At 40.3% G+C, this 24,941-nt stretch carries 25 protein-coding genes, 1 riboswitch and 1 other annotated feature; of the genes, 11 read left to right on the forward strand and 14 right to left on the reverse strand.

All coding sequences use genetic code 11. The features are described 5' to 3' along the window. Positions 1-136: 136 nt before the first annotated feature. A complete protein-coding gene (locus BK584_RS07325; RefSeq protein ID WP_078391995.1) occupies positions 137-1,318 on the reverse strand; it encodes a M20 metallopeptidase family protein in 1,182 nt (393 codons plus the stop codon). A gap of 136 nt (positions 1,319-1,454) precedes the next feature. Here BK584_RS07325 and BK584_RS07330 point away from each other — a divergent pair, with 136 nt between their 5' ends. Further along, positions 1,455-2,726 (forward strand): BaiN/RdsA family NAD(P)/FAD-dependent oxidoreductase, encoded by a 1,272-nt coding sequence (locus BK584_RS07330; protein WP_078391996.1) that lies wholly within the window; start codon positions 1,455-1,457, stop codon positions 2,724-2,726. A 43-nt stretch (positions 2,727-2,769) separates the two neighbouring features. On the opposite strand, the gene leuS is transcribed toward BK584_RS07330, so the two are convergent. Together leuS and BK584_RS07340 are read right to left on the reverse strand one after the other, a co-directional pair. Next, complete coding sequence (leuS, locus tag BK584_RS07335) at positions 2,770-5,184, reverse strand: leucine--tRNA ligase (RefSeq protein WP_078391997.1); 2,415 nt, start codon at positions 5,182-5,184, stop codon at positions 2,770-2,772. Positions 5,185-5,234: 50 nt separating this feature from the next. Further along, positions 5,235-5,456, reverse strand: a binding site (T-box leader). Between the two features lie 74 nt (positions 5,457-5,530). Then, a complete protein-coding gene (locus tag BK584_RS07340; protein ID WP_078391998.1) occupies positions 5,531-6,727 on the reverse strand; it encodes an MDR family MFS transporter in 1,197 nt (398 codons plus the stop codon). A gap of 246 nt (positions 6,728-6,973) precedes the next feature. Here BK584_RS07340 and mnmL point away from each other — a divergent pair, with 246 nt between their 5' ends. The 3 genes from mnmL to BK584_RS07355 are packed head-to-tail and all read left to right on the forward strand — an operon-like array spanning position 6,974 to position 9,056. Further along, positions 6,974-7,897 carry a tRNA modification radical SAM protein MnmL/YtqA gene (gene mnmL / locus BK584_RS07345; RefSeq protein WP_078395450.1) on the forward strand — a complete coding sequence of 308 codons (924 nt, stop codon included), beginning with the start codon at positions 6,974-6,976 and terminating at the stop codon, positions 7,895-7,897. Then, positions 7,894-8,481 carry a tRNA 5-(aminomethyl)-2-thiouridylate-methyltransferase MnmM gene (mnmM, locus tag BK584_RS07350; protein WP_078391999.1) on the forward strand — a complete coding sequence of 196 codons (588 nt, stop codon included), beginning with the start codon at positions 7,894-7,896 and terminating at the stop codon, positions 8,479-8,481. The genes mnmL and mnmM overlap by 4 nt, the downstream gene beginning before the upstream one ends. A gap of 2 nt (positions 8,482-8,483) precedes the next feature. Then, entirely contained in the window at positions 8,484-9,056 is a 573-nt protein-coding gene (locus tag BK584_RS07355) for a beta-class carbonic anhydrase (RefSeq protein ID WP_078392000.1), read from the forward strand. Here the strand turns inward: BK584_RS07355 and brfA are convergent. The 3 genes from brfA to BK584_RS07370 are packed head-to-tail and all read right to left on the reverse strand — an operon-like array spanning position 9,015 to position 11,167. Next, positions 9,015-9,245 carry a ribosome rescue factor BrfA gene (brfA, locus tag BK584_RS07360; protein ID WP_078392001.1) on the reverse strand — a complete coding sequence of 77 codons (231 nt, stop codon included), beginning with the start codon at positions 9,243-9,245 and terminating at the stop codon, positions 9,015-9,017. The genes BK584_RS07355 and brfA overlap by 42 nt on opposite strands. A gap of 59 nt (positions 9,246-9,304) precedes the next feature. Next, positions 9,305-10,363, reverse strand: a complete 1,059-nt coding sequence (locus BK584_RS07365) for a tetraprenyl-beta-curcumene synthase family protein (RefSeq protein ID WP_078392002.1) — start codon at positions 10,361-10,363, stop codon at positions 9,305-9,307. 21 nt (positions 10,364-10,384) lie between these two features. Further along, on the reverse strand, positions 10,385-11,167 hold the full coding sequence (locus BK584_RS07370) for an alpha/beta hydrolase (protein WP_078392003.1): 783 nt from the start codon (positions 11,165-11,167) through the stop codon (positions 10,385-10,387). A gap of 95 nt (positions 11,168-11,262) precedes the next feature. Between BK584_RS07370 and BK584_RS07375 the strand changes: the two genes are divergently transcribed. Further along, a complete protein-coding gene (locus BK584_RS07375; RefSeq protein ID WP_078392004.1) occupies positions 11,263-11,775 on the forward strand; it encodes a gamma carbonic anhydrase in 513 nt (170 codons plus the stop codon). Positions 11,776-11,861: 86 nt separating this feature from the next. On the opposite strand, the gene metK is transcribed toward BK584_RS07375, so the two are convergent. Beyond that, positions 11,862-13,067: a methionine adenosyltransferase gene (metK, locus tag BK584_RS07380; protein ID WP_078392005.1), complete on the reverse strand. Its 1,206-nt coding sequence runs from the start codon at positions 13,065-13,067 to the stop codon at positions 11,862-11,864. 226 nt (positions 13,068-13,293) lie between these two features. After that, a riboswitch (SAM riboswitch) is annotated at positions 13,294-13,404 on the reverse strand. Between the two features lie 306 nt (positions 13,405-13,710). Here metK and pckA point away from each other — a divergent pair. Further along, entirely contained in the window at positions 13,711-15,288 is a 1,578-nt protein-coding gene (gene pckA, locus BK584_RS07385) for a phosphoenolpyruvate carboxykinase (ATP) (protein WP_078392006.1), read from the forward strand. A gap of 24 nt (positions 15,289-15,312) precedes the next feature. Here pckA and BK584_RS07390 read toward each other — a convergent pair whose 3' ends face one another. Beyond that, entirely contained in the window at positions 15,313-16,098 is a 786-nt protein-coding gene (locus tag BK584_RS07390) for an alpha/beta hydrolase family protein (RefSeq protein WP_078392007.1), read from the reverse strand. A 141-nt stretch (positions 16,099-16,239) separates the two neighbouring features. Here BK584_RS07390 and BK584_RS07395 point away from each other — a divergent pair, with 141 nt between their 5' ends. From BK584_RS07395 to BK584_RS07405, 3 genes are read left to right on the forward strand one after another with little or no spacing between them, the layout of a single operon-like run. Then, on the forward strand, positions 16,240-17,226 hold the full coding sequence (locus BK584_RS07395; RefSeq protein ID WP_437182731.1) for an ABC transporter substrate-binding protein: 987 nt from the start codon (positions 16,240-16,242) through the stop codon (positions 17,224-17,226). Positions 17,227-17,243: 17 nt separating this feature from the next. Beyond that, positions 17,244-17,993 carry an ABC transporter ATP-binding protein gene (locus BK584_RS07400; RefSeq protein WP_078392009.1) on the forward strand — a complete coding sequence of 250 codons (750 nt, stop codon included), beginning with the start codon at positions 17,244-17,246 and terminating at the stop codon, positions 17,991-17,993. Then, the gene (locus BK584_RS07405) at positions 17,983-18,780 is read left to right on the forward strand and encodes an ABC transporter permease (RefSeq protein ID WP_245808813.1); all 798 of its coding nucleotides are present in this window, start codon (positions 17,983-17,985) and stop codon (positions 18,778-18,780) included. Before BK584_RS07400 ends, BK584_RS07405 begins: the two co-directional genes overlap by 11 nt. A 28-nt stretch (positions 18,781-18,808) precedes the next feature. On the opposite strand, the gene ytkD is transcribed toward BK584_RS07405, so the two are convergent. From ytkD to BK584_RS07425, 5 genes are all read right to left on the reverse strand, one after another. Further along, entirely contained in the window at positions 18,809-19,291 is a 483-nt protein-coding gene (ytkD, locus tag BK584_RS07410; protein ID WP_078392010.1) for an RNA deprotection pyrophosphohydrolase, read from the reverse strand. A 63-nt stretch (positions 19,292-19,354) separates the two neighbouring features. Then, positions 19,355-20,569, reverse strand: coding sequence for an MFS transporter (locus BK584_RS07415; RefSeq protein ID WP_367579285.1), 1,215 nt, complete (start codon positions 20,567-20,569; stop codon positions 19,355-19,357). Between the two features lie 171 nt (positions 20,570-20,740). After that, on the reverse strand, positions 20,741-21,232 hold the full coding sequence (locus BK584_RS07420) for a YwpF family protein (protein WP_078392011.1): 492 nt from the start codon (positions 21,230-21,232) through the stop codon (positions 20,741-20,743). A gap of 4 nt (positions 21,233-21,236) precedes the next feature. Further along, complete coding sequence (locus BK584_RS24510) at positions 21,237-21,407, reverse strand: hypothetical protein (protein ID WP_169871115.1); 171 nt, start codon at positions 21,405-21,407, stop codon at positions 21,237-21,239. Positions 21,408-21,510: 103 nt separating this feature from the next. After that, on the reverse strand, positions 21,511-22,698 hold the full coding sequence (locus BK584_RS07425) for a MalY/PatB family protein (RefSeq protein ID WP_245808814.1): 1,188 nt from the start codon (positions 22,696-22,698) through the stop codon (positions 21,511-21,513). A gap of 247 nt (positions 22,699-22,945) precedes the next feature. Here BK584_RS07425 and BK584_RS07430 point away from each other — a divergent pair, with 247 nt between their 5' ends. Together BK584_RS07430 and BK584_RS07435 are read left to right on the forward strand one after the other, a co-directional pair. Next, complete coding sequence (locus BK584_RS07430; protein ID WP_078392012.1) at positions 22,946-23,560, forward strand: deoxynucleoside kinase; 615 nt, start codon at positions 22,946-22,948, stop codon at positions 23,558-23,560. A gap of 17 nt (positions 23,561-23,577) precedes the next feature. Next, the gene (locus BK584_RS07435) at positions 23,578-24,207 is read left to right on the forward strand and encodes a deoxynucleoside kinase (RefSeq protein ID WP_078392013.1); all 630 of its coding nucleotides are present in this window, start codon (positions 23,578-23,580) and stop codon (positions 24,205-24,207) included. Positions 24,208-24,251: 44 nt separating this feature from the next. On the opposite strand, the gene BK584_RS07440 is transcribed toward BK584_RS07435, so the two are convergent. After that, the gene (locus tag BK584_RS07440) at positions 24,252-24,860 is read right to left on the reverse strand and encodes a restriction endonuclease (RefSeq protein WP_078392014.1); all 609 of its coding nucleotides are present in this window, start codon (positions 24,858-24,860) and stop codon (positions 24,252-24,254) included. Between the last annotated feature and the right edge of the window lie 81 nt (positions 24,861-24,941).

Raw genomic sequence — 24,941 nt, forward strand, 5'->3', positions numbered from 1 at the left:
TTCCCACTGAACACTACTTGTAATCGTATTTATGCCAATTTTATACGTTCTTATGACATAATCCCACTTAATCAATTGAAACTTCCTCATGCTCAAAAAAGGCTAGATCAAAAATCAATCCAGCCGCCTTCTTCGATTATGATGCCCCTACATATTCTTCTGCTAGTGCTAAAAAGAGTTCTCCAATATTCAACAATGCTCGTTCATCAAAGTCGAATCGTGGATGATGATGAGGATACTGCGTAAAAGGTTCATCTGTTCGTGCTCCAACATGGAAAAATGCTCCAGGTTTTTGCTGCAAATAAAAAGCAAAATCCTCTCCGCCTAATGCGGGTGGTGCCGTGATAACAGCTTTTTCACCAAATTCCTTCGTTGCAAGTTTTCGCACAATTGTACTTTCATGCGTAGGATTAATTAAAGCCGGATACCCGTTTAAATAATCAATATCGCAGCTGACATGAGCACCACGTTCTTTTCCAGCAACAATTGACCGAATTTCATCTTCAATTAACCGACGTGTTGCCTCATTAAATGTTCGAACCGTTCCTTCAATTATTGCTGTATCGGCTATGACGTTAAACGCAGTGCCAGATTGAAACACACCTACCGTAACAACTGCAGGGTCCATTGGATCTGTACGACGACTAACAACCGTCTGCAAATCACCTACTAGTTGGCTACCAATAACAATTGAGTCAACTGTAGTATGAGGGTGTGCCCCGTGACCACCTTTGCCTTGGATGTTAATTGTAAAAGCATCAACAGCCGCCATAATTGGTCCTTCTGTACAACTTATTTCTCCTAAGGGGATTTGGCTCGCGACATGGGCGCCAAATACAGCATCAATTTCGTCAAGACAACCATCAGCGATCATTTCTCTTGCGCCTCCAGGAGGTTTTTCTTCTGCATGTTGAAAGATAAACACAATGTTTCCTGATAGTTGTTCCTTAATTGTCACAAGAATCGAGGCAACTCCAAGTAGTGCAGCTGTATGACCGTCGTGCCCGCAAGCGTGCATTTTACCAGGCACTTTTGATTTATATAACACATCATTCTCTTCTTGAATTGGTAACGCATCGAAGTCAGCTCGAAACGCAATTGTCGGTCCAGGTTTTCCGCCAGTAATTTTCGCCAAAACACCTCGACCCCCTACACCCGTCTGAATATCCGTAATACCCATTCCTTTTAATTGTTCGACAATATAAGCAGGTGTTTCTACTTCCTCAAATGATAGCTCTGGATACTCATGCAAGTGTCTTCTCCATTTCACGACTTGTTCTTGAATAGCTTCTAATCTTTTTTTTGCACTAACAACCATCTTCCTCCACCCTTTCTTTTCTACGTTCTTGTAGAATTCGATCTAATTGTTTCTAATCCTGCCGAATTACAGCTTTTGTTTTACGTGACTTTGTGTACAATAGAAGAATCGAATCTTTAAGCAAGGTGGTTTATATATGTATGATGTAATCATTATTGGTGGTGGCCCATCTGGATTAATGGCTTCTGTGGCTGCTGCTGAAAACGGAGCAAACGTATTGCTGCTTGATAAGGGCAATAAGCTTGGTCGGAAGCTTGCTATTTCAGGAGGCGGGCGTTGTAATGTCACAAATCGAATGGAGCGTAAACAGCTCATAGAACATATACCTGGGAATGGGCGCTTTATGCATAGCCCGTTTTCCGTGTTTGATAATGAAAACATCATTCATTTTTTTGAAAACCTCGGTATTCAATTAAAAGAAGAAGACCGCGGGCGCATGTTTCCGATTAATGATAAAGCACAAACCGTTGTTGATACGTTATTAAATAGGATTCGCACGTTGAAAGTGGAAATCCGTACAAATACAGAGGTAGCAGATGTTTCTTACGAAGACGGTTCTGTTTCTGAAGTTACCTTAATCGACGGGAAGAAGATTAGAACGAAAACATTAATTATCGCCACTGGAGGCAAATCAGTCCCTCATACTGGCAGCAACGGTTCTGGTTATCCTTGGGCTAAAAAAGCTGGTCATACCATTACAGAATTGTACCCAACGGAAGTACCAATTACATTATCCGATGCATTTATTAAAGCAAAGGCACTTCAAGGATTGTCTTTGCGAGAGATTGAACTGACCGTATCCGCACCTAATGGAAAAAAAATCAAAACGCATGAAGGAGACATGATTTTTACACACTTTGGTATATCCGGGCCAGCGGCATTGCGTTGTAGTCAATATGTCGTTAAAGCATTGAAAAAATACAACGCCCAATGGATTCCAATGTCGATCCAATTCTTTCCTGGACAATCTCATGAAGATGTTTTTCAACAATTACTTTCAAAAATAAAAGCAGAACCTAAGAAAGCATTAAAGACGGTTTTAAAAGGGTTTGCACCAGAACGGTTATTAACGTATTTATATGACGAGTTAAAAACGCCAGTAAATGAAGTCTGTGCAAATACGCCACACGATGCACTTCGTCAATTAGCTCAAGCTTTTACCGCATTTCCATTACATGCAAATGGGACACTCTCCATTGAAAAAGCATTTGTTACAGGAGGTGGAGTTTCCGTAAAAGAAATAGAGCCTAAAACAATGCATTCAAAAAAACAGAATGGTTTATACTTCTGCGGTGAGGTTCTTGATATTCATGGTTATACAGGTGGTTATAATATTACTTGTGCGTTTTCAACAGGGTATACAGCTGGTTTAGGTGCTGCCCTTCATTCAACCGGAAAACTGTCATAAGCTAAGAAAAAAAGCACCTGTTTCTAGAAACAGGTGCTTTTTATTAACCTACGACAATATTGACTAGCTTGCCTGGTACAGCGATTATTTTCCGTATTGCTTTTCCTTCAATTGCTGCTAGGACTTTATCATCTGCTCTTGCAGCTGCTTCCATTTCATCTTTAGACGCATCTTTTGCAACTACAAGCTTTGCTTTTACTTTCCCATTAATTTGAACAACAACCTCTACCTCATTTTCAACTAACATTGACTCATCAAATGTTGGCCACTCTGCATACGTAATCGTCTCATCGTGTCCAAGCTTCTGCCATAGTTCCTCTGAAATATGTGGAGCGATCGGTGCGAGAAGTTTCACAAAGCCTTCTGCTAACTCTTTTGGAAGAACGTCTTGCTTATTTGCTTCGTTCACAAACACCATTAGCTGAGAAATACCTGTATTGAAACGAATTTCTGTATAATCTTCTGTTACTTTTTTTACTGTCTGATGGTACGTACGAACAAGCGAGTCACTCCCCTTGCTCTCTTGTACTTTTTCATTTAATTCCCCTGTTTCTTCGTTGACAATAAGACGCCAAACACGTTCTAAGAAACGACGTGAACCATCAAGTCCATTTGTCGACCAAGCAATCGAAGCATCAAGTGGTCCCATAAACATTTCATATAATCGAAGTGTGTCAGCACCATGGCTTGCGATAATGTCATCTGGATTAACCACATTCCCTTTTGACTTACTCATTTTTTCGTTATTATCGCCAAGGATCATTCCTTGATTAAAGAGCTTTTGGAAAGGTTCTTTAGTTGGCACAACACCAATATCATAAAGGAATTTATGCCAGAAACGAGCGTAAAGCAAATGCAGAACTGCGTGCTCAACCCCGCCAATATATATATCAACCGGCAACCACCGCTTCACTTTTTCTGGATCTACAAGCATTTCATCATTTTTCGGATCGATGTAACGTAAGTAATACCAGCAGCTACCAGCCCATTGTGGCATTGTATTTGTCTCACGACGCCCCTTCATACCTGTAATGGGATCAGTCACTTCTAACCAGTCCGTTGCATTCGCAAGTGGCGATTCCCCAGTTCCAGAAGGCTTAATTTCTTCAAGCTCTGGCAATACGAGCGGAAGCTCACTTTCATCAATCGCTGACATTGACCCATCTTCCCAGTGAATAATCGGAATAGGCTCACCCCAATAACGCTGTCTACTAAATAACCAGTCGCGTAATCGATACGTAACTTTCTTCTGACCTGCGTTACGATCTTCTAACCAAGCAATCATTTTAGGAATAGCGTCTTGCTTGTTTAATCCGTTCAAGAAATCAGAATTAATATGTTCACCGTCACCCACGTATGCTTCTTTTGTTGTATCTCCACCAGCAACAACTTCTTTAATTGGCAATTGGAATGTGCTTGCAAATTCATAATCACGCTCATCATGAGCAGGCACAGCCATAACGGCACCTGTTCCATAACTAATTAAAACATAATCAGCAACCCACACCGGGATCTTTACGCCATTAACTGGATTTGTTGCATAAGCTCCCGTAAAGGCACCTGTCTTCTCTTTAGCTAAATCTGTGCGCTCCAAATCACTCTTTAATGAAACTTGTTTTTTATAAGATTCAACGGCTGCACGTTGTTCAGAAGTTGTAATTTCTTCAACAAGCTTGTGTTCTGGAGCAAGGACCATATAGGTCGCTCCAAACAATGTGTCTGGGCGTGTTGTAAAAACGTTAACAGTATGTTCGTTAATAGTAAAGGTTACTTCTGCACCTTCTGATTTGCCAATCCAGTTGCGTTGCATATCTTTTAAGCTTTCTGGCCAGTCCAGTTCATTAAGGTCTTCAAGCAAACGGTCAGCATATTCTGTAATGCGTAAAACCCATTGCTTCATAGGACGACGTTCAACCGGATGCCCACCACGTTCACTAACACCATCAACAATTTCTTCATTTGCTAGTACTGTGCCAAGAGCTGGGCACCAATTCACAGCTACTTCATCGACATAAGCAAGCCCTTTTTCATAAAGCTTTAGGAAAATCCATTGCGTCCATTTGTAATAATCAGGGTCCGTTGTACTAATCTCACGGTCCCAATCATAGGAGAACCCAAGCTCTTTTATTTGACGCTTGAAAGTATCAATATTTTGTTTCGTAAATGATGCTGGATGCTTTCCAGTATCTAAAGCGTATTGTTCAGCTGGAAGTCCAAACGCGTCCCAACCCATTGGATGAAGTACGTTGTATCCTTGCATTCGCTTCATTCTCGATAAAATATCTGTAGCCGTATATCCCTCTGGATGACCTACATGAAGTCCTGATCCTGAAGGATATGGAAACATATCTAGAGCATAGAAATGAGGGCGGTCCCCTTCTTCTAATGTTTTAAATGATTTATGTTCTTCCCAATATTTTTGCCACTTTTGTTCAATTCGCTGATGTGAAAATGACATCATTCTTCCTCCTTTTACCATTCAAGTACAACACAAAAAACTCTCATCCCTAAAGGGACGAGAGTTTGGATACATTCCCGCGGTGCCACCCACATTAACAGACATACGCCTGTTCGCTTCCACATAACGGTGTGTTCCGTCAAGAGCTACTACTACGGTTCACTCTTAGCACTAAAAGGCGAGTTCACAATCGTTTTTCAGACTGGCTTGCACCAACCGCCAGTTCTCTGTTTTCTAAACGAATGTTACTAATCCTTTATCTTTGTGTTTTCCTATTGGTTGATATCGTTCATTGTATGCAAAGTCATATCCAAAGTCAAGCGGGCGTATACCTCATATTGGCAAATTATGCAGATTGTTTATGCATTTTTTCTTTTTCAAGCGGACGATCATACAAGCGGACTAGCGGAATTGTTGCAATAAGCATCGCACTTATTAGAAGAAACAGCAATTGAATAGAATAGTAATCAACAATTAATCCGCCTAGTAGTGGCCCAATCATTCTTCCTCCTGTGGAAATGCTATTAACAATTCCTTGATATGCGCCCTCCTTCCCTTGTGGTGCTAATTGACTAGCAATCGTTGGGACTGCAGGCCAAACAAACATTTCACCTAGCGTTAAAATCAGCATAGCTACTAGGAATATTGAAAACACCCCTGCTTGAGTTAAAACAAGATAGGATAAAGCAAAGATAATCATGCCTACTGTCATTTGACCTTTAATTGTTAACTTGCATCTCTTTATTACCCAAGAGATTAATGGCTGTGCAAAGACAATAAGTAATCCATTAATTGTCCAAAGTAGACTGTAATAGGATAGAGAGATACCTAAGTCTTGAATATGAACAGATACATTAGCTTGCCACTGAGTATATCCAATCCAAGAGATAAGAAAGGCACCACATATTAGAAGTAAAGCATGTACTCGGTATTGAAATCGAAAAGGTTGTTTCTTTTTTACTTCAACATCAAAATCAGCTGTACGACCAGCGGTTCCCCGCCACTTCCGAAAAAAAACGGCGATATAAACAAGTAAAAAGGCATGCATAGCTGCATTCGCAATAAAAACATCAGTTAAACGCACAAGGGTGATGACGCCAATTAATGCTGTCCCAAGTGAAACCCCCACATTTTGTGCAACATAAATTGCATTAAAAGGTTTCCTGCCGCCTTCTGGCCAAAGGCTGCCAGCGAGTGCATACATCGAGGGAGCCATCATGCCAGATCCAAACCCCATGAAGGCAAGAAAAAATCCATATAAAATATAGCTTTCAAAAAAATTAGCTAATAATACCGCCGACAGAGCTGACATCGACGAACCAATTAAAATCGTTTTATATGCACCGAGGCGGTCAAACAGCCGACCGCCAATCAAGCTCCCAAGCACGCCAGCCCCAGCATTAATCATTAAAACAAAACCAGAAGCCGTTAGCGTTTGACCAAGCATTTGTGTCATTATAATGGCATTTAACGGCCACAAAAAAGAAGCACCAGTAATATTAATTGTTGTTGCAATAATTAAGATCCATATGGATTTAGGCAAATAAACCGTCCTCCTATTTTTTTACGCTCTTTAGCCTCAATCAGTTTAGAAGATTCTCGTTAAATAAGCAAGGAGCAAAATCTGCTAGATTTATGTAACTGAATGAAACGGATCTTATTTGGAAACGAGCACATTTTTTTATAAAGGAAGACGAGTATCCGATTTGATGGTAAACTGTTTTTATTGTTTATTAGCGAAAAACCAATTTGAAAACAGGTGATAGTTTTGACAGTCCCGGCACGTTTTATGGATAAGCCTTTCTACACATGGAACGACCACTTAAAAAAACATTTCGGCTCGAAAGTAATGAAGATTGCATTAGATGCAGGCTTTGATTGTCCGAATCGGGACGGCAATGTTGCCCATGGTGGATGTACATTTTGTAGCCAGCGCGGATCAGGAGATTTTGCAGGTGACCGCAAAGATGATCTCGTAACTCAGTTCCATACAATTAAAAATAAGATGGAGCGTAAATGGAAGTCGGACAAGTATATTGGTTATTTCCAAGCTTATTCCAATACATACGCACCTGTTGAAACATTACGGTCTTATTTTGAAGAAATCCTTGCTCAAGAAGGTGTTGTTGGTCTGTCAATTGCAACGAGACCAGATTGCCTACCTGATGATGTAGTTGAATATTTAGCTGAATTAAATGAACGAACGTATTTATGGGTGGAGTTAGGTTTACAAACCGTCCATGAAAAAACCGCTAACCTTATTAATCGAGCACACGATTTTCAATGTTATAAGGAAGGTGTTACAAAGTTGAGAGCACGGGGCATTCGTGTTTGCTCTCATATTATAAATGGATTACCACTCGAAACACCTAAAATGATGCTCGAAACAGCTGAAGAAGTAGCTAAACTTGATGTACAAGGCATTAAAATTCATTTGCTTCATTTATTAAAAAAAACAGCGATGGTCAAGCAATATGAAAAAGGGCTTGTTGAATTAATGGACCAAGAAAGCTATACAAAACTAGTCGTCGATCAACTCGAACTTCTCCCACCTGACATGATGATACACCGACTAACCGGCGATGGCCCCGCTGATTTATTAATCGGTCCCATGTGGAGCATGAATAAATGGTCTGTTTTAAATGGGATTGAAGATGAATTCAAACAGCGCGGAAGCTGGCAAGGAAAAAGGTATGGGGGTGACGTTTCATGAAACTACTCGGAGTCTTACCCTTCGCTCGTTCTCTACTAACAGCTGCCGCTGGTCCAGGTGATACAGTTGTGGATGCAACTGCTGGAAATGGACATGATACACTCTTTTTAGCTGATCTTGTAGGACATACAGGAACAGTAATAAGCTGTGACATACAAGAAAAGGCGATTAAAGCAACTCAAAACCGCCTTAATGAAGCAGGTCATGTTTCAAATATTCATTTGCATCAATTAGGACACGAGCGTTTAACGGAAATCACACGATTCAATGAATCAACAATTGCGGCTGCCATTTTTAATTTAGGCTATTTACCTAAAGGGGACAAAAATGTTACAACAAAGGGTGGAACAACCATCGCCGCTATCAAGCAACTATTTGCACAGTTAAAACCAGAAGGATTAATCGTACTCGTTATTTATCACGGTCATCCTGAGGGGAAATTGGAAAAGGACGATGTGTTAAGTTTTATACAATCCTTACCACAAGAAGAAGCCCATGTTGCTACATATGGCTTTATTAATCAACGGAACGATCCACCATTTGTAGCAGCCATTGAAAAACGTCTAGTAAAGGGGAGAGCGTAAATATGAATAAGCTTGATTCAATTTTGTCTTTTAACCAGTCCTTCGTAGAAAACAAACACTATGAACAGTATGTTGTTGGTAAGTTTCCGCAGAAAAAAATTGTCATCTTAACGTGTATGGATACACGACTTATTGAGTTATTGCATTCAGCTATGGATTTAAAAAATGGTGACGCCAAAATTATTAAAAATGCAGGTGCCGTGATTTCTCACCCATTCGGTAGTATTATGCGTAGCATTCTTGTTGCTATTTACGAATTAGGAGCAGAAGAAGTTTATGTCATTGGTCATTATGGTTGTGGCATGACTGGTCTCTCTTCCCCATCGGTATTAGAGAAAGCAAAGGACAGGGGCATTAATATGGATCATATTGATTCGTTAAAATATGCAGGTATTGACATCGATTCGTTCCTAACTGGCTTTGAGGACGTAACGGATAGTGTAAAACATAGTACTGATCTCATTTTACATCATCCACTCTTACCTCCTGATGTATCTGTTCACGGTCTCGTTATTAGCCCGGAAACAGGTAAATTAGATGTTGTCAGTCGCGACATGAAACGTGTAGTAAAATAAAAAAGACTCATCGCTTTCATAATGAAAGCGATGAGTCTTTTTATACTGCTGTTGAAGTGCTTCTTTTTTTGTTTTCGTCCGACGAGTTGATAAGTTTGCCATTGCATAAATACCACGATTTAACGATGGATCACGCTTTCCCTCGCGTACAACTTTTTCCCGTTGTTTTCTGGCATTTGATTTTCCCATGCTTTTCACCCCTTTGCTCACAGTTTATCGCAAGCGAAAGAGATCAGCAACGGCTAAGTTTATTTTCTTCGGAAAACGCGACTATTCATCACAAAGAAAAAGAATGTATGAACGCCCCCTGTTTTAAAAATCTCTTTCGATTGTGCTTTTACTTCAGGGTCTTTTTGTACTTTCTCATCGGCTAAATAGATTGCAATAACACCTCGTATTAGCATATGGTGGAAACTAGCGTCAGGCAAAATTGTTAAACTTTCTTCTGCTTTTTCCACATAATAGCGGAATCTTTCTTCCATCTGCTCATTACTGTCATAATAAAATAAGAAATTCATTTCATCATCTTCAATGTCTTCTTTTTGGTCGATAAAATAATCAAGCATAATATGCATACCTTGCACATACGGGAAATATCCATTACAAATTGTTTTAGCAAGCTGATCAGTGATATTCGCTTTTGTTGAATAAGTAGCCATTGTATAAACTGCTAAAGTCGAAGCCGTACAAGAAGCAAACTCAAACCAAGTCATCCCTTCTGGCATTTCGTCTTTATGGCGTGCAAAGAAAGCTTCTAAGCGCGGTTGACGATCTTCTTTCTCAACATGCTTATGCACTTGTAGCTCCGCATATAAGCCACTCATTTTTAACATGTAAGGCTGAAGCGCAGCAAATGAAGGAAACGTACTAAGAATTTCTTGACATGTTTCTACTAGCGCTCTTAAATAACCCCCATCATCTTTTTCATCACGAAAGGCGTAATAATCAGGATGAGCTTTTCCCGGCTGAAGTGCTGTTAAAAGTGCATTATGTAGCGATTCAAAATCATTTGGATCAAGTGAATCACTCTGGTCACATAAGTTATCCAGATAGTCGCAAATAAGCTGGTAAGCAATTATAAATTGGATTAACTCATCTTGGCGGTCACGGGCTACTAACCCATATACCCCCCCACCTTCACAATGAAATTTTTTTCGTGCAAGTGCATCAAGCGCCTGGCTTCTCAGCTCTTCATTTGGTATTGTCTTTGCCCGATCAATCCAAGCATTATAGTGGCTATTCACAGTTGGAATTACTTCTCGGTAAATTTGATATAAAAGCGGCATCGGCTTTGTTGGTACGGCCACTACATTCACACTCCTTCGGCTTTAAGGAAACAACATATTCACAAATCCAATTGTATAATGAAACACTTTTTCTTTTTCTGGCTCATTATATAACTCATGATAGAGGCCGTCCCATTCCTTATACATCTTATGATTGATATCTAAATGGTTAAACCATGCTAATCCAGCTCGCTTGTCAACGACATAGTCCTCACCCGCCGCAAGAAGTAACACTGGAATATTTGGCATTTTTTCTGGATACCGCCTTGTTAATCGCATTGCTTTATCTAGTTCATGATACCAGCGTGCAGATACTTTCGTCACGCGTAATGGATCTCTTACATACTCTTCACGGACTTGTTCACTTCTTGTTGTTAATTCTGGAGCAAGACCTGATTTCATACTAAATCCTGGAGCGACATGGTTTAGCATTTTAGCAGCAGCTTTTTTGGGAGCCGGTACCGGCATACTTAATTCTAAGCATGGCGATGAGAGGACTAGTGCTTGGATAAATGAATTATCACGTTCCATTATTGTCCGAATGGCAATCAAACCACCCATACTATGTCCTACTAGGATAATTGGTAATTGCTTTGTTCGTGCTTGCTTCAACCATCGATCAACCGTTTTTATGTATTGATGGAATGAATCAATATGTCCTCGCTTTCCACGCGATTCTCCTTGACCTGGTAAGTCCCCCAATAAGCAATCAAATCCGTGGTGATTCCACTTCTCAATAAGCCACTTGTATCGACCACTGTGCTCACCTGCACCATGAACAATGACGACGACGCCTCGGGCATCTGGAACATCAAAATAGCGCACGACATCTCCTCCTCCAGTAGACACTGTTCCTTGAATTTAATATACGTTAAACTAAGTATAGCCGTTTTTTTACTAAACGAAAAGGATGTGCCGTAATGATCATACCGTACCGTGACAATTTCCCGAAAATCGATTCAACCGTCTATCTTGCCGAAGGAGCGATCGTAACAGGTGATGTTATAATCGGCAAAGAATCCAGCATTTGGTTTCATACTGTGATACGTGGAGACGTGTCTCCAACTTTGATTGGTGAGCGTGTAAATATTCAAGACCAATCGATGCTGCACCAAAGCCCTCATAAACCACTCATTATTGAAGATGATGTGACAATTGGACATCAAGTATTATTACATAGTGCAGTAATTAGAAAAAATGCACTTATTGGCATGGGAAGCACGATTCTAGATGGTGCCGAAATTGGGGAAGGTGCGTTTATAGGAGCAGGTAGCCTTATACCCCCTGGAAAAATCATCCCTGCTGGCGTACTCGCTTTTGGAAGACCAGCAAACATTGTACGTGAATTAAATGAAAATGATTTAGCTGATATGGCAAGAATTCGACGTGAGTATGTTGAAAAAGGCCAATATTATAAGTCAATTCAGCGATAAACTTAATTTGTATGATCAATTTCTTCAATATTTAATGACAGATTAAAAAAGCCCATTTGCATTTAGCAAATGGGGCTTTTCCTTTATTATACGTTTGCTTCTGCTTTTAGAACATCCGCTTTATCTGTTGCTTCCCATGGCAAAGCCACATCATCACGACCAAAATGACCGTAAGCTGCTGTCTGCTTGTAGATCGGGCGACGCAAGTCAAGCATTTTAATAATCCCTGCTGGTCTAAGATCAAAATGCTTACGTACCAGTCCTTCTAGAACTTCTTCTGATGCTTTTCCTGTGCCAAATGTATTAATTGAAATAGATACTGGTTGTGCTACACCAATTGCGTATGCAAGTTGAACTTCACAACTATCAGCTAACCCTGCTGCTACAATGTTCTTCGCAACATAACGCGCGGCATAAGCACCTGAACGGTCAACTTTTGTTGCATCCTTACCAGAAAACGCTCCACCACCGTGGCGCGCGTAACCGCCATACGTATCTACAATAATTTTCCGCCCTGTAAGACCCGCATCCCCTTGAGGTCCACCAATTACAAAACGGCCTGTCGGATTAATGAAGTATTTTGTTTGTTTATCAATTAGCTCAGTTGGTACAACTGCTTCAATAACATGCTTTTTTAAGTCTGCTTGAATTTGCTCAAGCGTCGTGTCTGGAGCGTGTTGTGTTGAAATAACAATTGTATCAACTCGCGCAGGTTTCCCATTTTCGTCGTATTCAACCGTTACTTGTGTTTTTCCATCTGGACGCAAGTACTCAAGTGTTCCGTCTTTGCGGACCGCAGTTAAACGACGAGCAATCTTATGACTAAGTGAGATTGGTAAAGGCATTAATTCCGAGGTCTCGTTTGTCGCAAAACCAAACATCAGGCCTTGATCTCCTGCACCAATCGCTTCAATTTCCGCATCTGTCATTTGACCTTCACGCGCCTCAAGTGCTTGGTCAACTCCCTGAGCAATATCAGCTGACTGCTCATCAATTGATGTTAAAACAGAACACGTTTCAGCATCAAAACCGTATTTTGCGCGTGTATATCCAATTCCTTTAATCGTCTCACGCACAACGCTTGGGATATCAACATACGTACTCGTTGTAATTTCACCAGCAACAAGTACAAGACCTGTTGTAACAGACGTTTCACAAGCAACGCGTGCGTTTGGATCATTTTCTAAAATCGCATCTAATATGGCATCAGAAATTTGGTCACAAATTTTATCTGGATGACCTTCCGTAACAGACTCTGATGTAAATAAATGTTTGCTTCTTTTTTCAGACATCGTGCAGCTCCTCCTTTTATGTTGGCTGGCATCAGCCCTGTAACGAACAACGAACGTATCAGAGGTGATTGGGCGTAAGTAGGCTAACAGCATCCTATGCAAAAAGCCATTTACTTGTAACTTATCCGGCTAACTTTCGAATATTCTATCCAGCCTGGCGCGATGTTTTATGCATAATAAAAGCCCTTCTTCCATGAGGAAAAGGGCTGTTGCATGTACCTTTCGCCTCTTATCTCCCAGAATACATATAGCATTCTGCAGGTTAGCACCTTTACACTATTAAGTGTTGGTTGCTGGGTTTCTTTGGGCCTGTCCCTCCACCGTCTCTGGATAAAAGCGTCATGTTAACTGCGTATCAATCAGTATAACCCAATAGTCAAATTGCTAGTTAAAAAGCTAGCATAGCTATTGGCGCCTCGTTCGTTTCGCGACTTAGTGTAACATAATACGTCAAAGATGAAAAGAAAATTCTCTTCCTTCATTATTCCTATCAAATTAATCATTGAAATACTCATTTTTAGCACTTTAATTCCTAGGTAACTTTTTTAACAGATAACGTCTTTTTTCATTCACTTTAGTATGGACTATTAAATATAATGTGTTATACTATTCAAACAAACCGCAATGGATAAGGAGCTTATTAATGAAAATTTTACAAGGATCCGCCCAATTAGAACAACTGCTCTCAAGCCCCAAAACAGTACATCAACTATCTGTACCTGGATTAGTTGAACAGGCTCTTTTGCATAATGAGGGAGAATTAACAGAAACAGGGGCTCTTTCAGTTCAAACAGGACTTTACACTGGCCGATCACCAAAAGATAAATTTATCGTTGATGAACCAGTATCACAAAACAAAATTGATTGGGGTCCAGTAAATAAACCCATTTCCAAAAACACATTTAAACAATTGTACAACAAAGTGATACACTATTTACAACAAAAAGAGATACGCTATGCATCCACTGGATTTGCCGGTGCAGATCCTGCTTTTCAATTACCTATCACATATATAAACGAGTTTGCTTGGCATCACCTATTTGCTCGTCAATTATTTATTCGTGATGGAAATGTAAATGAATCAACACAAGACCCTTTCACCATTATATCAGCACCAACTTTTAAGGCAGACCCTGAAGTCGATGGTACAAATTCAGAAGCTTTTGTGATCATTTCTTTTGAAGAGCGTGTCATTTTGATTGGTGGTACAGAATACGCTGGTGAAATGAAGAAAGGGATTTTCTCCGTTATGAACTATTTGCTACCTGAAGCAGGCGTTTTGCCGATGCATTGCTCGGCTAATACGAATAATAATGGGGAAACTGCTCTATTCTTCGGGCTATCCGGAACTGGGAAAACCACACTATCTGCTTCAAATAACCGATCTTTAATTGGTGACGATGAGCATGGTTGGACAGAGACTGGAATCTTTAATATTGAAGGGGGATGCTACGCAAAGTGCATTAACCTCTCTAAGGAAAATGAACCACAGATTTGGAATGCGATTTCTTTTGGTGCTGTTTTAGAAAATGTTGCGCTGGACAGTTCCGGTAAACCGGATTACACAAAATCAACCTTAACTGAAAATACGCGTGCGGCATATCCGCTTGAAGCGATTCCAAACGCACTTACTCCAAGCGTCGCTGGCAGTCCTACAACGATTGTCTTCTTAACTGCTGACGCATTTGGCGTATTGCCGCCTATTAGTAAATTAACAAAAGAACAAGCGATGTACCACTTCTTATCTGGTTATACTAGCAAACTTGCAGGAACAGAACGAGGCGTAACCAAACCTGAAGCAACGTTTTCTGCTTGTTTCGGAGCGCCTTTCTTACCACTTAAACCTGAAACGTATGCAGCGATGTTAGGTGAGAAAATTGAAAAGGACGACGTCAAAGTTTTCCTTGTTAATACCGGTTGGACTGGAGGAAGTTTTGGAGTAGGTAGTCGGATGAAGCTTAACTACACACGTTCAATGGTTGAAGCAGCACTTCAAGGTGAATTGATCAATGTTGAGATGTCGGTTGACCCTGTATTTGGTCTTCATATGCCTGTACGTTGCCCGGGTGTGCCTGATGAGCTCCTTAATCCGCGCCATGCGTGGACCGATAAATTACTCTACGATGAAACAGCGCAAAAGTTGGCTGCTAAATTTAATGAGAATTTTAGACGCTTTTCTTCTGCAAAAGTAAGCATACAAAAAGCTGGGCCCCTTGTATAAATAAATAAAAACGAACAGTCTTCTTCATAGATGACTGCTCGTTTTTTGTTTCATCCAATTTGCCGCAGCTTGTACTGTTGCTGCTTGGTCTGTTGGCGGGAAGTGATGATTGAAATCAGGATATAACCACGTCTGTACTTTCTCGCCACTTCCTATATGATCAAGCACTTGATGGACGTGCTCAATAGAAACATGTTCGTCTTTTTCACCGTGTATCATTAATAATGCAGGGACAAGATGATTTAACTGCTTTAAAGGTGTACGCTCTTCATAGCGTTCTGGATACTTCCATGGTGAACCGCCTATGACACGTTTCATCATTCGCCTTAAATCAACACGTTCCTCGTATGTTAGTACCATATCACTCACACCATTCCAACTGACAATGCTTCTTGCTTGAGGTCTCATAATTCCAGTCCAAAATGCCATAATCCCACCTCTTGAAAATCCCACTACATGAATGCCAGCTTCTCTACTCACATGTGGATGAGACTCTAACACATCAAAACCACTATACGCATCTTGTCGGTCTGCCCCACAGAAATCTTCACGTCCTTCTCCCCCCCGATTGCCTCGGTAATACGGGGCAAATACAATAAATCCCTCACTAGACCACTGAATAATTCGTTGGGTTCGGACCATTCCGACAGACTTTATCCCTCCTCTTAAATAGAGAATCGCTGGAGATGCAATCGCTCCAACCGGTTCTGCCATGAGACCATAAACTTTATGCGCCCCACTATAATAAGCCACTTCATATAAATGAATGTCTGGGTGGGGTGATGGAACTCGATATTTCTCAATGAACATTACGGACACACATCCTTTTTCCAGTCTAGGCATACACCCTTTTTTCTTTTGTGCATAGTGTAACCAATAAAGCGGTCTGCCCAATAACAGTTGATCTCTTAACTATTTGGCGTGACCCCATCCACAAAGGAGTGAATTAAATTGAAACGGTCTTTTTATACACTGAGCTTTCTATTAATCAGCTTCGTCTTCTCCGGATGCGTACAAAACGACGAGGTTGATTCCATTGAAGTTGCAGAAGTAACCCGGTCTGTTTTTTATGCCCCTTTCTACGTGGCACTTGCCGAAGGTTACTTCGAGGACGAACAAATAAAAGTTGAATTGACAACAACATGGGGTGGTGACAAAACAATGACTGCGCTGTTATCTGATGGTGCAGATATTGCTCTAGTTGGCTCGGAAACATCGGTTTACGTTGCTGCTCAAGAAGCTACAGATCCAGCTATTAACTTTGCTGCTTTGACACAAACCGATGGTACCTTTCTTGTCGCTAGAGAAAACCTTACCTCGTTCGACTGGTCGGATCTAAAAGGTAGTACATTTCTTGGTCAGCGCAAAGGTGGAATGCCACAAATGGTTGGTGAATACGTACTTAAACAACAAGACATCAACCCCCAGAATGACTTGAATCTATTACAGAACGTCGACTTTGGAAATATTCCTAGCGCGTTTGCATCAGGGACAGGTGATTTTGTTCAATTATTTGAACCACAAGCATCGACTTTCGAACAGGAAGGTCTTGGGCACGTTGTGGCTTCATTTGGAGCCGAATCCGGTCAAGTACCTTATACCTCATTTATGGCGAAACAAAGCATGCTAACTGAAGATCCTGATGTATTTGTTCGGTTTTCCAGTGCTTTGTATAAAGGACAGCAACTAGTAAATGAGCAAAGCGCAGAGAAAACGGCCAAATCAATTGAAAGCTTCTTTGAAGATACTGAGCTAGATATTCTTACTAGCTCCGTTGAACGTTATAAAGATCAAGGTTCCTTCGCCGCTGACCCAGTTCTTACTGAAGATGCATGGGAAACGTTACTCGATATTATGGCAGAAGCAGGAGAACTACCTGCTCGAATTCCGTTTGACGAACTAGTGAATAATCAATTGGCCAAACAGGCGATGGAATAAGTATAGGAGGGTCAGCTGTGTCAGGTTTGAGAATCGATGCGCTATCATTAACCTACGTGAACAAGTCCGGGGCTTTCCCCGCACTTGAAGATGTCTCTCTTGAAGTTCAAGAAGGGGAGTTCGTATCCCTTATTGGCCCAAGCGGCTGCGGTAAAACCACATTGTTATCTATAATAGCAGGGCTGCTTCACCAAACAGAAGGTTCACTTTCTTTGCAGAATAAAGATTCGATTGGTTATATGCTCCAACATGATTATTTGTTTCCTTGGCTCACAATCGAGAAAAACATCTTGCTAGGTCAACATATTAGGGGCACATTTACAGAATTCTCACAAAGAAAAGCCCTTCGTTGGCTAGAACGCTTTGGACTTGAAGATAAGCGCCAAGAGCGTCCGCAGGCTCTCTCAGGCGGAATGAGACAACGGGTTGCCCTTGCCCGTACTCTTGCTACAGAACCTGCGCTAATGTTACTCGACGAGCCTTTTTCAGCTCTTGATCAACAAACGAAGCTTAAGCTAGAAGATCTTGTTTCAGATACTTTAAAAACAGAGAAAAAAACAGCGATCCTTGTTACACATGATATTAGCGAAGCGATAGCAATGAGCGACCGTGTTGTTTTATTTACAGCACGACCAGGTCGCGTCGCTCAAATTTTTTCGATCCCAAAAGAACTTCAGGAGCTTTCTCCTTTTGAAGCAAGACAGCATCCTGATTTTCAAAGCCAGTTCCAATTAATTTGGAAGGAGCTGGAACGTTGTGACACCTAATGAATTACATCAAAGCTTTTTAAAAGCACAACGTAAAGAAAAACAGGTTGTTCGATGCATCCAATTCAGCATGCTCTTCCTTATAATCGGCCTCTGGGAGCTTGCATCTCGAATGGCTTGGATTGATCCATTACTATTTAGTATGCCATCCCGTGTATTCTCCCTATTTATTGACCATATTGTAGCAGGCACCCTGTGGATCCATGCTTCTGTTACATTATTTGAAACAATCATGGGTTTTTTACTAGGTACCGCTGTTGGTACGTGTATTGCAGCCCTTTTATGGTGGTCAAATGTTGCAGCTAAAATATTTGATCCATTTCTTGTCATCTTGAATTCAATGCCTAAAGTAGCCATTGGGCCTATTTTAATCGTTGGGCTAGGACCAAACATGGGTTCAATCATTGCGATGGGCATGCTCGTATCTGTAATCATTACGACAATGGTTGTACACACAGCTTTTAAAGAAGTTGACGACAATTATATTAAAGTGATGCGAACTTTTTCGGCTTCTAAAAAGCAGATCTTTTGGTCCGTAGTTTATCCAGCAACAATCCCCGTAATCGTTTCAACATTAAAAATGAACGTCGGATTAGCATGGGTAGGTGTAATTGTTGGGGAGTTCCTTGTATCAAAACAAGGGCTTGGCTACTTAATCATTTATGGTTTCCAAGTGTTTAATTTTAACCTTGTATTTATGAGTCTGTTCGTCATTGCTATTCTTGCAACAGGTATGTATATTGTTGTCGAGTACGTCGAGAAGAAAATGACCCGTTTTCATACGTAAATAATACGCCCATCAAACGATGGGCGTATTATTTAAATAGTCCTTGCTTAATAGCAAATGAAATCGCCCTTGGTACAACATCATCTTTCATAATAAAGCTAAACCGATCATCTGCCGTTATCGCAACAGGCAGCTCTTGCATCAAAACTGGTCCATTTGTTTCTTCATATGATTCTCGGTTCTTTAATTCTATAAGTTCAGCCGCAAAGATCGTTTTCCAAAATGTTTTCCCGGAAATTGAAGTCACTTGATATTGACCAATAAAAACAAGATGATTTGCTATTCCACCCGTTTCTTCCCATACTTCTCTAATAGCTGCTTCCTCTGCTTCTTCACCTACTTCAACCTTCCCACCAGGAAACTCATAGCCTCGTTCGCGATGATTTGTTAACACCCATTCTTGTTTAAATCTTGTTAAGATAAGTACATGCCCAGGCGTTTGTGTAAAAACGGGCTCGATTCCAAGTACAAGCATTACTCTGTTTCCATACGCATCAGTAAATTGCTTCATACTGCTCACGCCTTTCCTCGCTTCTCTAGACCATTATAGCGCGGCATGTTCTTTTCCGTCTAATCATTGCCAAGTTTGCACTCCGGCTTTTTTTGGTCGGACTCCCCATAAAACGAGACCAACTGTTGCTAACACTAAGAGGGCGTTTCCACTAAACGTCCAAAAATGACTCCCTTTCATAAATACGGCAAACAATGGTGGTCCAGATGCAACACCTACAAAGCGCATGCTATTATAAAAAGAAGAGATCGATCCCCTTTGTTCTGCTGGAATTCCTTCCGTGACAAAAGCATCTAAACTTGGTAAAGCCGCCCCAATGCCAATGCCAGCGGCAAACAGAGCCGTGAGCATCATATAGAGTTCTTTATTAAACGAAACAACAAAAACAGAAATGGCAAGTAAGATTAAACCACCTACTGTAATCCATTTCATCTTCAATTGATTTTGACCAATGATTTTACCAGTAGCAAACGAGGTCAAACATAACGCAAGCAATGGAAAAGCTAATATAATACCTTTTCTTACACCATGGATGTTATGAGTTTCTTCTAAGAAAGTAGATAAATAAAAAAGAACACCAAACAAAATATACATACAAATTCCACCAGCGATAAACACCACGTATAACCAGCGGCCCTCTCGTTTGAAAATCATTTTCATCGACTTCATAAACTGATGGAAATTTTTTGGTTTCTTTTTTAATGGCGGCGTTTTAACAAGAAAAGCCACTAAAATAATTGACAAAGTACAAAAAACAGGAAAAGCAAAGAAAGGCATAAACCAAACAACGGCTGCAAGCATTGCCCCAAAGATAGGACTTAGCACTTTACCAAATGTATTCGATGTCTCAATTAAGCCTAGTCCTTCGCTTATCTCCTGTTTCTCTTTAAATAAATCACCTACAAACGGCATAACAATTGGCGCAGCTCCCGCAGCTCCAACACCTTGAAGAAGCCTGCCAATTAAAATAACCCAATACGGATTTTCCATTTTCCAAGCAGCGAAGCCCGCAAGCAACCCACCAATCCCCGCTAACACAAGGCTTGGAATAATTACCTGTTTTCGTCCGATATGATCAGATAAATAGCCTGCCAGTGGTATGAAAATAATGGCAACGACCGAATAGGCTGTAATAAGTAAACTAACCATAAATGAACTAATATTAAGCTCACGGCCAATGGTTGGCAGAACAGGGATAAGCATTGAATTTCCAAGCGTCATCACCAACGGTACAGAAGATAGTGACAATAATCCCCAGGTTTTTTTTGCATTTCCCACTTCGTGTATGCCCCTTTATTTAGATAATGCCTTTAGTATGAGCAAAACAGCACACGCTATGCACTTGTTCACTAGTGGAGACTTTATCCGCTTTAATCCTCTTATATTTAAAAAAAAGGTTTATCCCAACCGTCATTTTCATGACGCCTTTTTGGGACAAACCCTTTCACTTTAAAGCAATTGATACTTTTTATCCTTCTTAAACGTTTCGTATACTTCTTCAATTGTTTTATCCGAATACGCTTCGAGCTTTTCTACCCGACGTTTAAATTCACTTAATACTTCTTCTAGTTCAATGCCTTCTTCAAGAATATCTTCAAAAACATCTTCAAGCACGTCGTCTCGACCAGAAACAATATTCCCTTTTAACACAATACTTTTGCCGTGTTCTAAATCAGTAATTGATTCAATAGATGTAATCATAACAGCTGGGTGATTGTCCTTGCTTGTAATCACGACACTGACGAGCAAATTGCGTTCTGCTTCTTGCTCTCGCTCAAACGTTGCAGCATCTTCCTTGGAAACAACTGCATCCAAAAACCAAGTATGTTCTTCATTTTCCATATTAATAATCAATCCATCCGTAAGCGGAATCGGATTTTGTTTCATCTTCCCTTGTTGACCATCAATTACTTGCAATGCATGAAGCTTAAATGTCTTCATTGTATCAGGTCCTTTCAAGTATATATGAACTTTTAATTTGATTAAATACGAATTGAAGTTGATGTTGTTCCATCCATTCAATCAGCGTCAGTTCTTCCAATGTCAACTCACGTGGTAACGCTATTAAAAACTCCTGTTTAAGTTTCTCCGCTAAACAATTAGAAGGTTTACTCATTGAAGAACGACTCCTTTACATCGTTTTTGCAATACCTCTTCCATTGATTGGTGACAAGACACCTTTCTTCATTCATTCGCTCTTTTAGCTATTACTTCCTGCTCTACAACCCTTTTTTCTCGTAAGCATTTCGAATTCTCTCCATCGCTTCTGCAAGAGTAGCTCTTGGAGTCGCTAAATTCATTCTTTCAAAATGTTCTCCTTCTTCACCGAAAATCGGTCCATGATTTAAAGCAACTTTTGCTTCTTGAAGCAACCATGTTTTTCGATCGTCCGCCGACATCTCAAGTGCTTCGCAATTAAGCCACAATAAATACGTTCCTTCAGGCTTAATCGGCTTGATCTTAGGCATGTGTGTTTGTAAATAGTCTTCAACAAACGTATAGTTCGCTTGTATGTAACTCATTAAACCTCTTAACCATGGTAAACCATGCTCATAAGCAGCTTTGGTAGCAATATGGGAAAACATATTTGCTCCATTCATAAAAGTTGTTGCTAATGTTCGGCGATATGCCAGTCGCAGATTCGGTTCCGTAATGACCACATACGCCCCTTGCACTCCTGCCAGATTGAATGTTTTCGTTGGTGCAAGTGTTGTAAATACTCGTTTTTTTATTGTTTCAGATACACTGGCTAATGGTGTGTGTGTATATCCATCAAATAACAAATCTGCATGAATTTCATCAGAGACAACAAAGAGATCGTGCTTTTCGCATAGATCTGCAAGTTCAAGTAGCTCTTCTTTCGACCACACTCTGCCACCAGGATTATGAGGATGACAAAGGATAAGCATTTTTGTTTTTTCCGTAATTACTGATTCGAGACCTGCAAAGTCCATTCGATACTGGTTTCCATCAAACGTTAGTGGGTTTTTAACAATACGCCGATTGTTCTTTTCGATTACATCATAAAACGGATAATAGACAGGTGTCTGAATAACAATTTCGTCCTCTTCTTCCGTGAATGTTTTGATTAGATTGCTAATTGCAGGAACAACGCCGGTCACATGCACAATATCCTCTGTATCAATTTGCCAATTGTATTGTGAAGAAACCCAATGAACAATCGTTTCATCAACTTCAGTTGAAGGAGCTGCATAGCCATATACACCATGTTCCACTTTTTCTTTTAATGCTTTTATAACTGGTTCTGGTGCTTTAAAATCCATATCTGCAACCCAGAGCGGAAGCAAATCCTCTTCGCCAAATCTCTCTTTTGTTGCATCCCATTTCATGCAATGTGTACCTCTACGCTCAATTACTTGGTCAAACTCATTCATATTGTGCTCCACAAGCAATTTCCCTCCTTCAGTTACGATTCCATCTTTATTTTATCACATTATTAGCCATTCTACTTTCATGCCCGCTTGTCCTAAAAACGTGATACACTAGCAAATGGATGAAACCTACTACTAGAATCCAGCACAGTAAAGATCTCTTTTATAAGGAGCTTCTTAGTATAGGGAAGAATGCTCCCTTTTTCTCTTTCGCTGGCTCATTCTTTTCTTTACGAATGTACGTTAAAAGGAGTGATAAAACGTGAACACACCGTTTTTTTGCATTGAGGGTGTTATTGGCGTTGGTAAAACAACCCTATGCAAAGCGATAGCGGCACACTATCAAATAAATTGCCTCCATGAGATTGTTGAAGAAAATCCATTTTTGGAAAAATTCTATGATGATATGAATGCTTGGAGTTTTCAGACCGAAATGTTTTTTCTATGCAACCGCGTAAAACAACTTGAAGACATAAAACCTATGCTCCGTGCTCAACATCCTATTATTGCTGATTACCACATTAGTAAAAATAGGCTTTTTGCTAGAAGAACACTAGACGCTAAAAAGTGGGATCAATATGAACGGATCTTTGAAATTTTAAACGAGTCATTACCGAAGCCATCTGCAATCATTTATTTAAAAGCAAGCCACGAAATTGTCATGGAACGAATAAAAAAACGAGGCAGATCATTCGAAAAAGACATGGATCCAGCTTATATTAAACAACTTGCATCTGACTATGATAAAGCAATGATAAAGTTAGCTAAAGAAACACCTGTCGTTACCATCCACACAGACAACCTTGACTTTGTTTCTAGTCAATCTGATTTAGCGTATATACTTACAAAAATAGATTCACACTTATCTTCTGTTTAATTTAAGGAGCTGCAATTATGTCAAACATTCCAGATAACGCCATTATCACCGTAGCAGGAACTGTCGGCGTAGGTAAGACAACAATGACAAGAACACTTGCTACCGAGCTTAATTTTAGAACATCTTTTGAAAAGGTGGATAACAATCCGTATTTAGACCATTTCTATGCTGACTTTGAACGTTGGAGTTTTCATTTACAAATTTATTTCCTAGCTGAACGTTTTAAAGAACAGAAGCGAATGGTTGAACATGGTGGAGGGTATATCCAAGATCGTTCTATCTATGAAGATACAGGTATTTTTGCTAAAATGCATGCCGACAAAGGGACCATGACACCAACCGACTACCAAACTTATACAAGCTTGTTTGAAGCTATGGTGATGACGCCTTATTTCCCTCGCCCTGACGTATTAATTTATTTAGATGGTGACTTAGACACAATCCTTTCCCGCATCAATTCCAGAGGTAGAGAAATGGAAAAACAAACACCACTTGCATACTGGGAAGAAATGTATGGCCGCTATCAAAACTGGATTCAGTCGTTTAATGCTTGCCCAGTATTACGCCTCGATATTCGAGAATACGACCTTCTTGAAGACAAAACATGCATTCACCGCATAAAAGATGAATTAAATCGCTTTTTTTAAAAAAGAAAAGGGGATACGCCGTTAGTCACCGCGTATCCCCTTTTTTACTTATAATAATAGTCCCCTGCTTGAACTTTATTTCGGAGCATTTCCACTTCCACCAGCGCAGGCCGTTTTTCATTTTTCTCTGGCATATGCGGGGAAGAACAAATCCATCCGGCCTCACCAAGTCTGCCTTTTCGCAAATACTTAGCAAGCTCTTCTACATCGGCTCGTAACAAAAAACTCGTATTCGTCGCTGCAGCTAACTGCCAGCAAGATTCAGTAACATCTTCAGCAGACGTAACAACCATTGTACGTTCAGCTTGATAAAAAGCTTTTGCAGCGTAGGCTTCTTGGACACAACTTAAACCAAGTTTAGCTCCATATCTTTTCACTTGGACAACTGTTTTTATGCCATCTTCTCCTATGACAATCAAGTCCGCACCATAGTCTCTGCTTTTTTTCGTTTGATAAGTGGTAAAGCCAGACACCGCAAATGCCACAGCTACATAATCCTCAAATTCACTGCCTTCCATCCGATCAATGTCCCTAATTGTAATTTTACCAACATCTTTTCGTTTTTTCTTCCGTAATTGACCACGAATAAGGATGATCGCCATTAACAATCCAATGACGGCAATCATGAGTAGTATAATCTCAAATCGTTCCAAAACATTCTTCCTTTTTTCCAGTTTCGTGCATTCAGTATAGCACAACAATTAAAAAACCCACACTCATTTAAGTGAGTGCAG

It is taken from the genome of Shouchella patagoniensis, from assembly GCF_002019705.1.
In the GTDB taxonomy this organism is placed as follows: Bacteria; Bacillota; Bacilli; order Bacillales; family Bacillaceae_D; genus Shouchella; species Shouchella patagoniensis.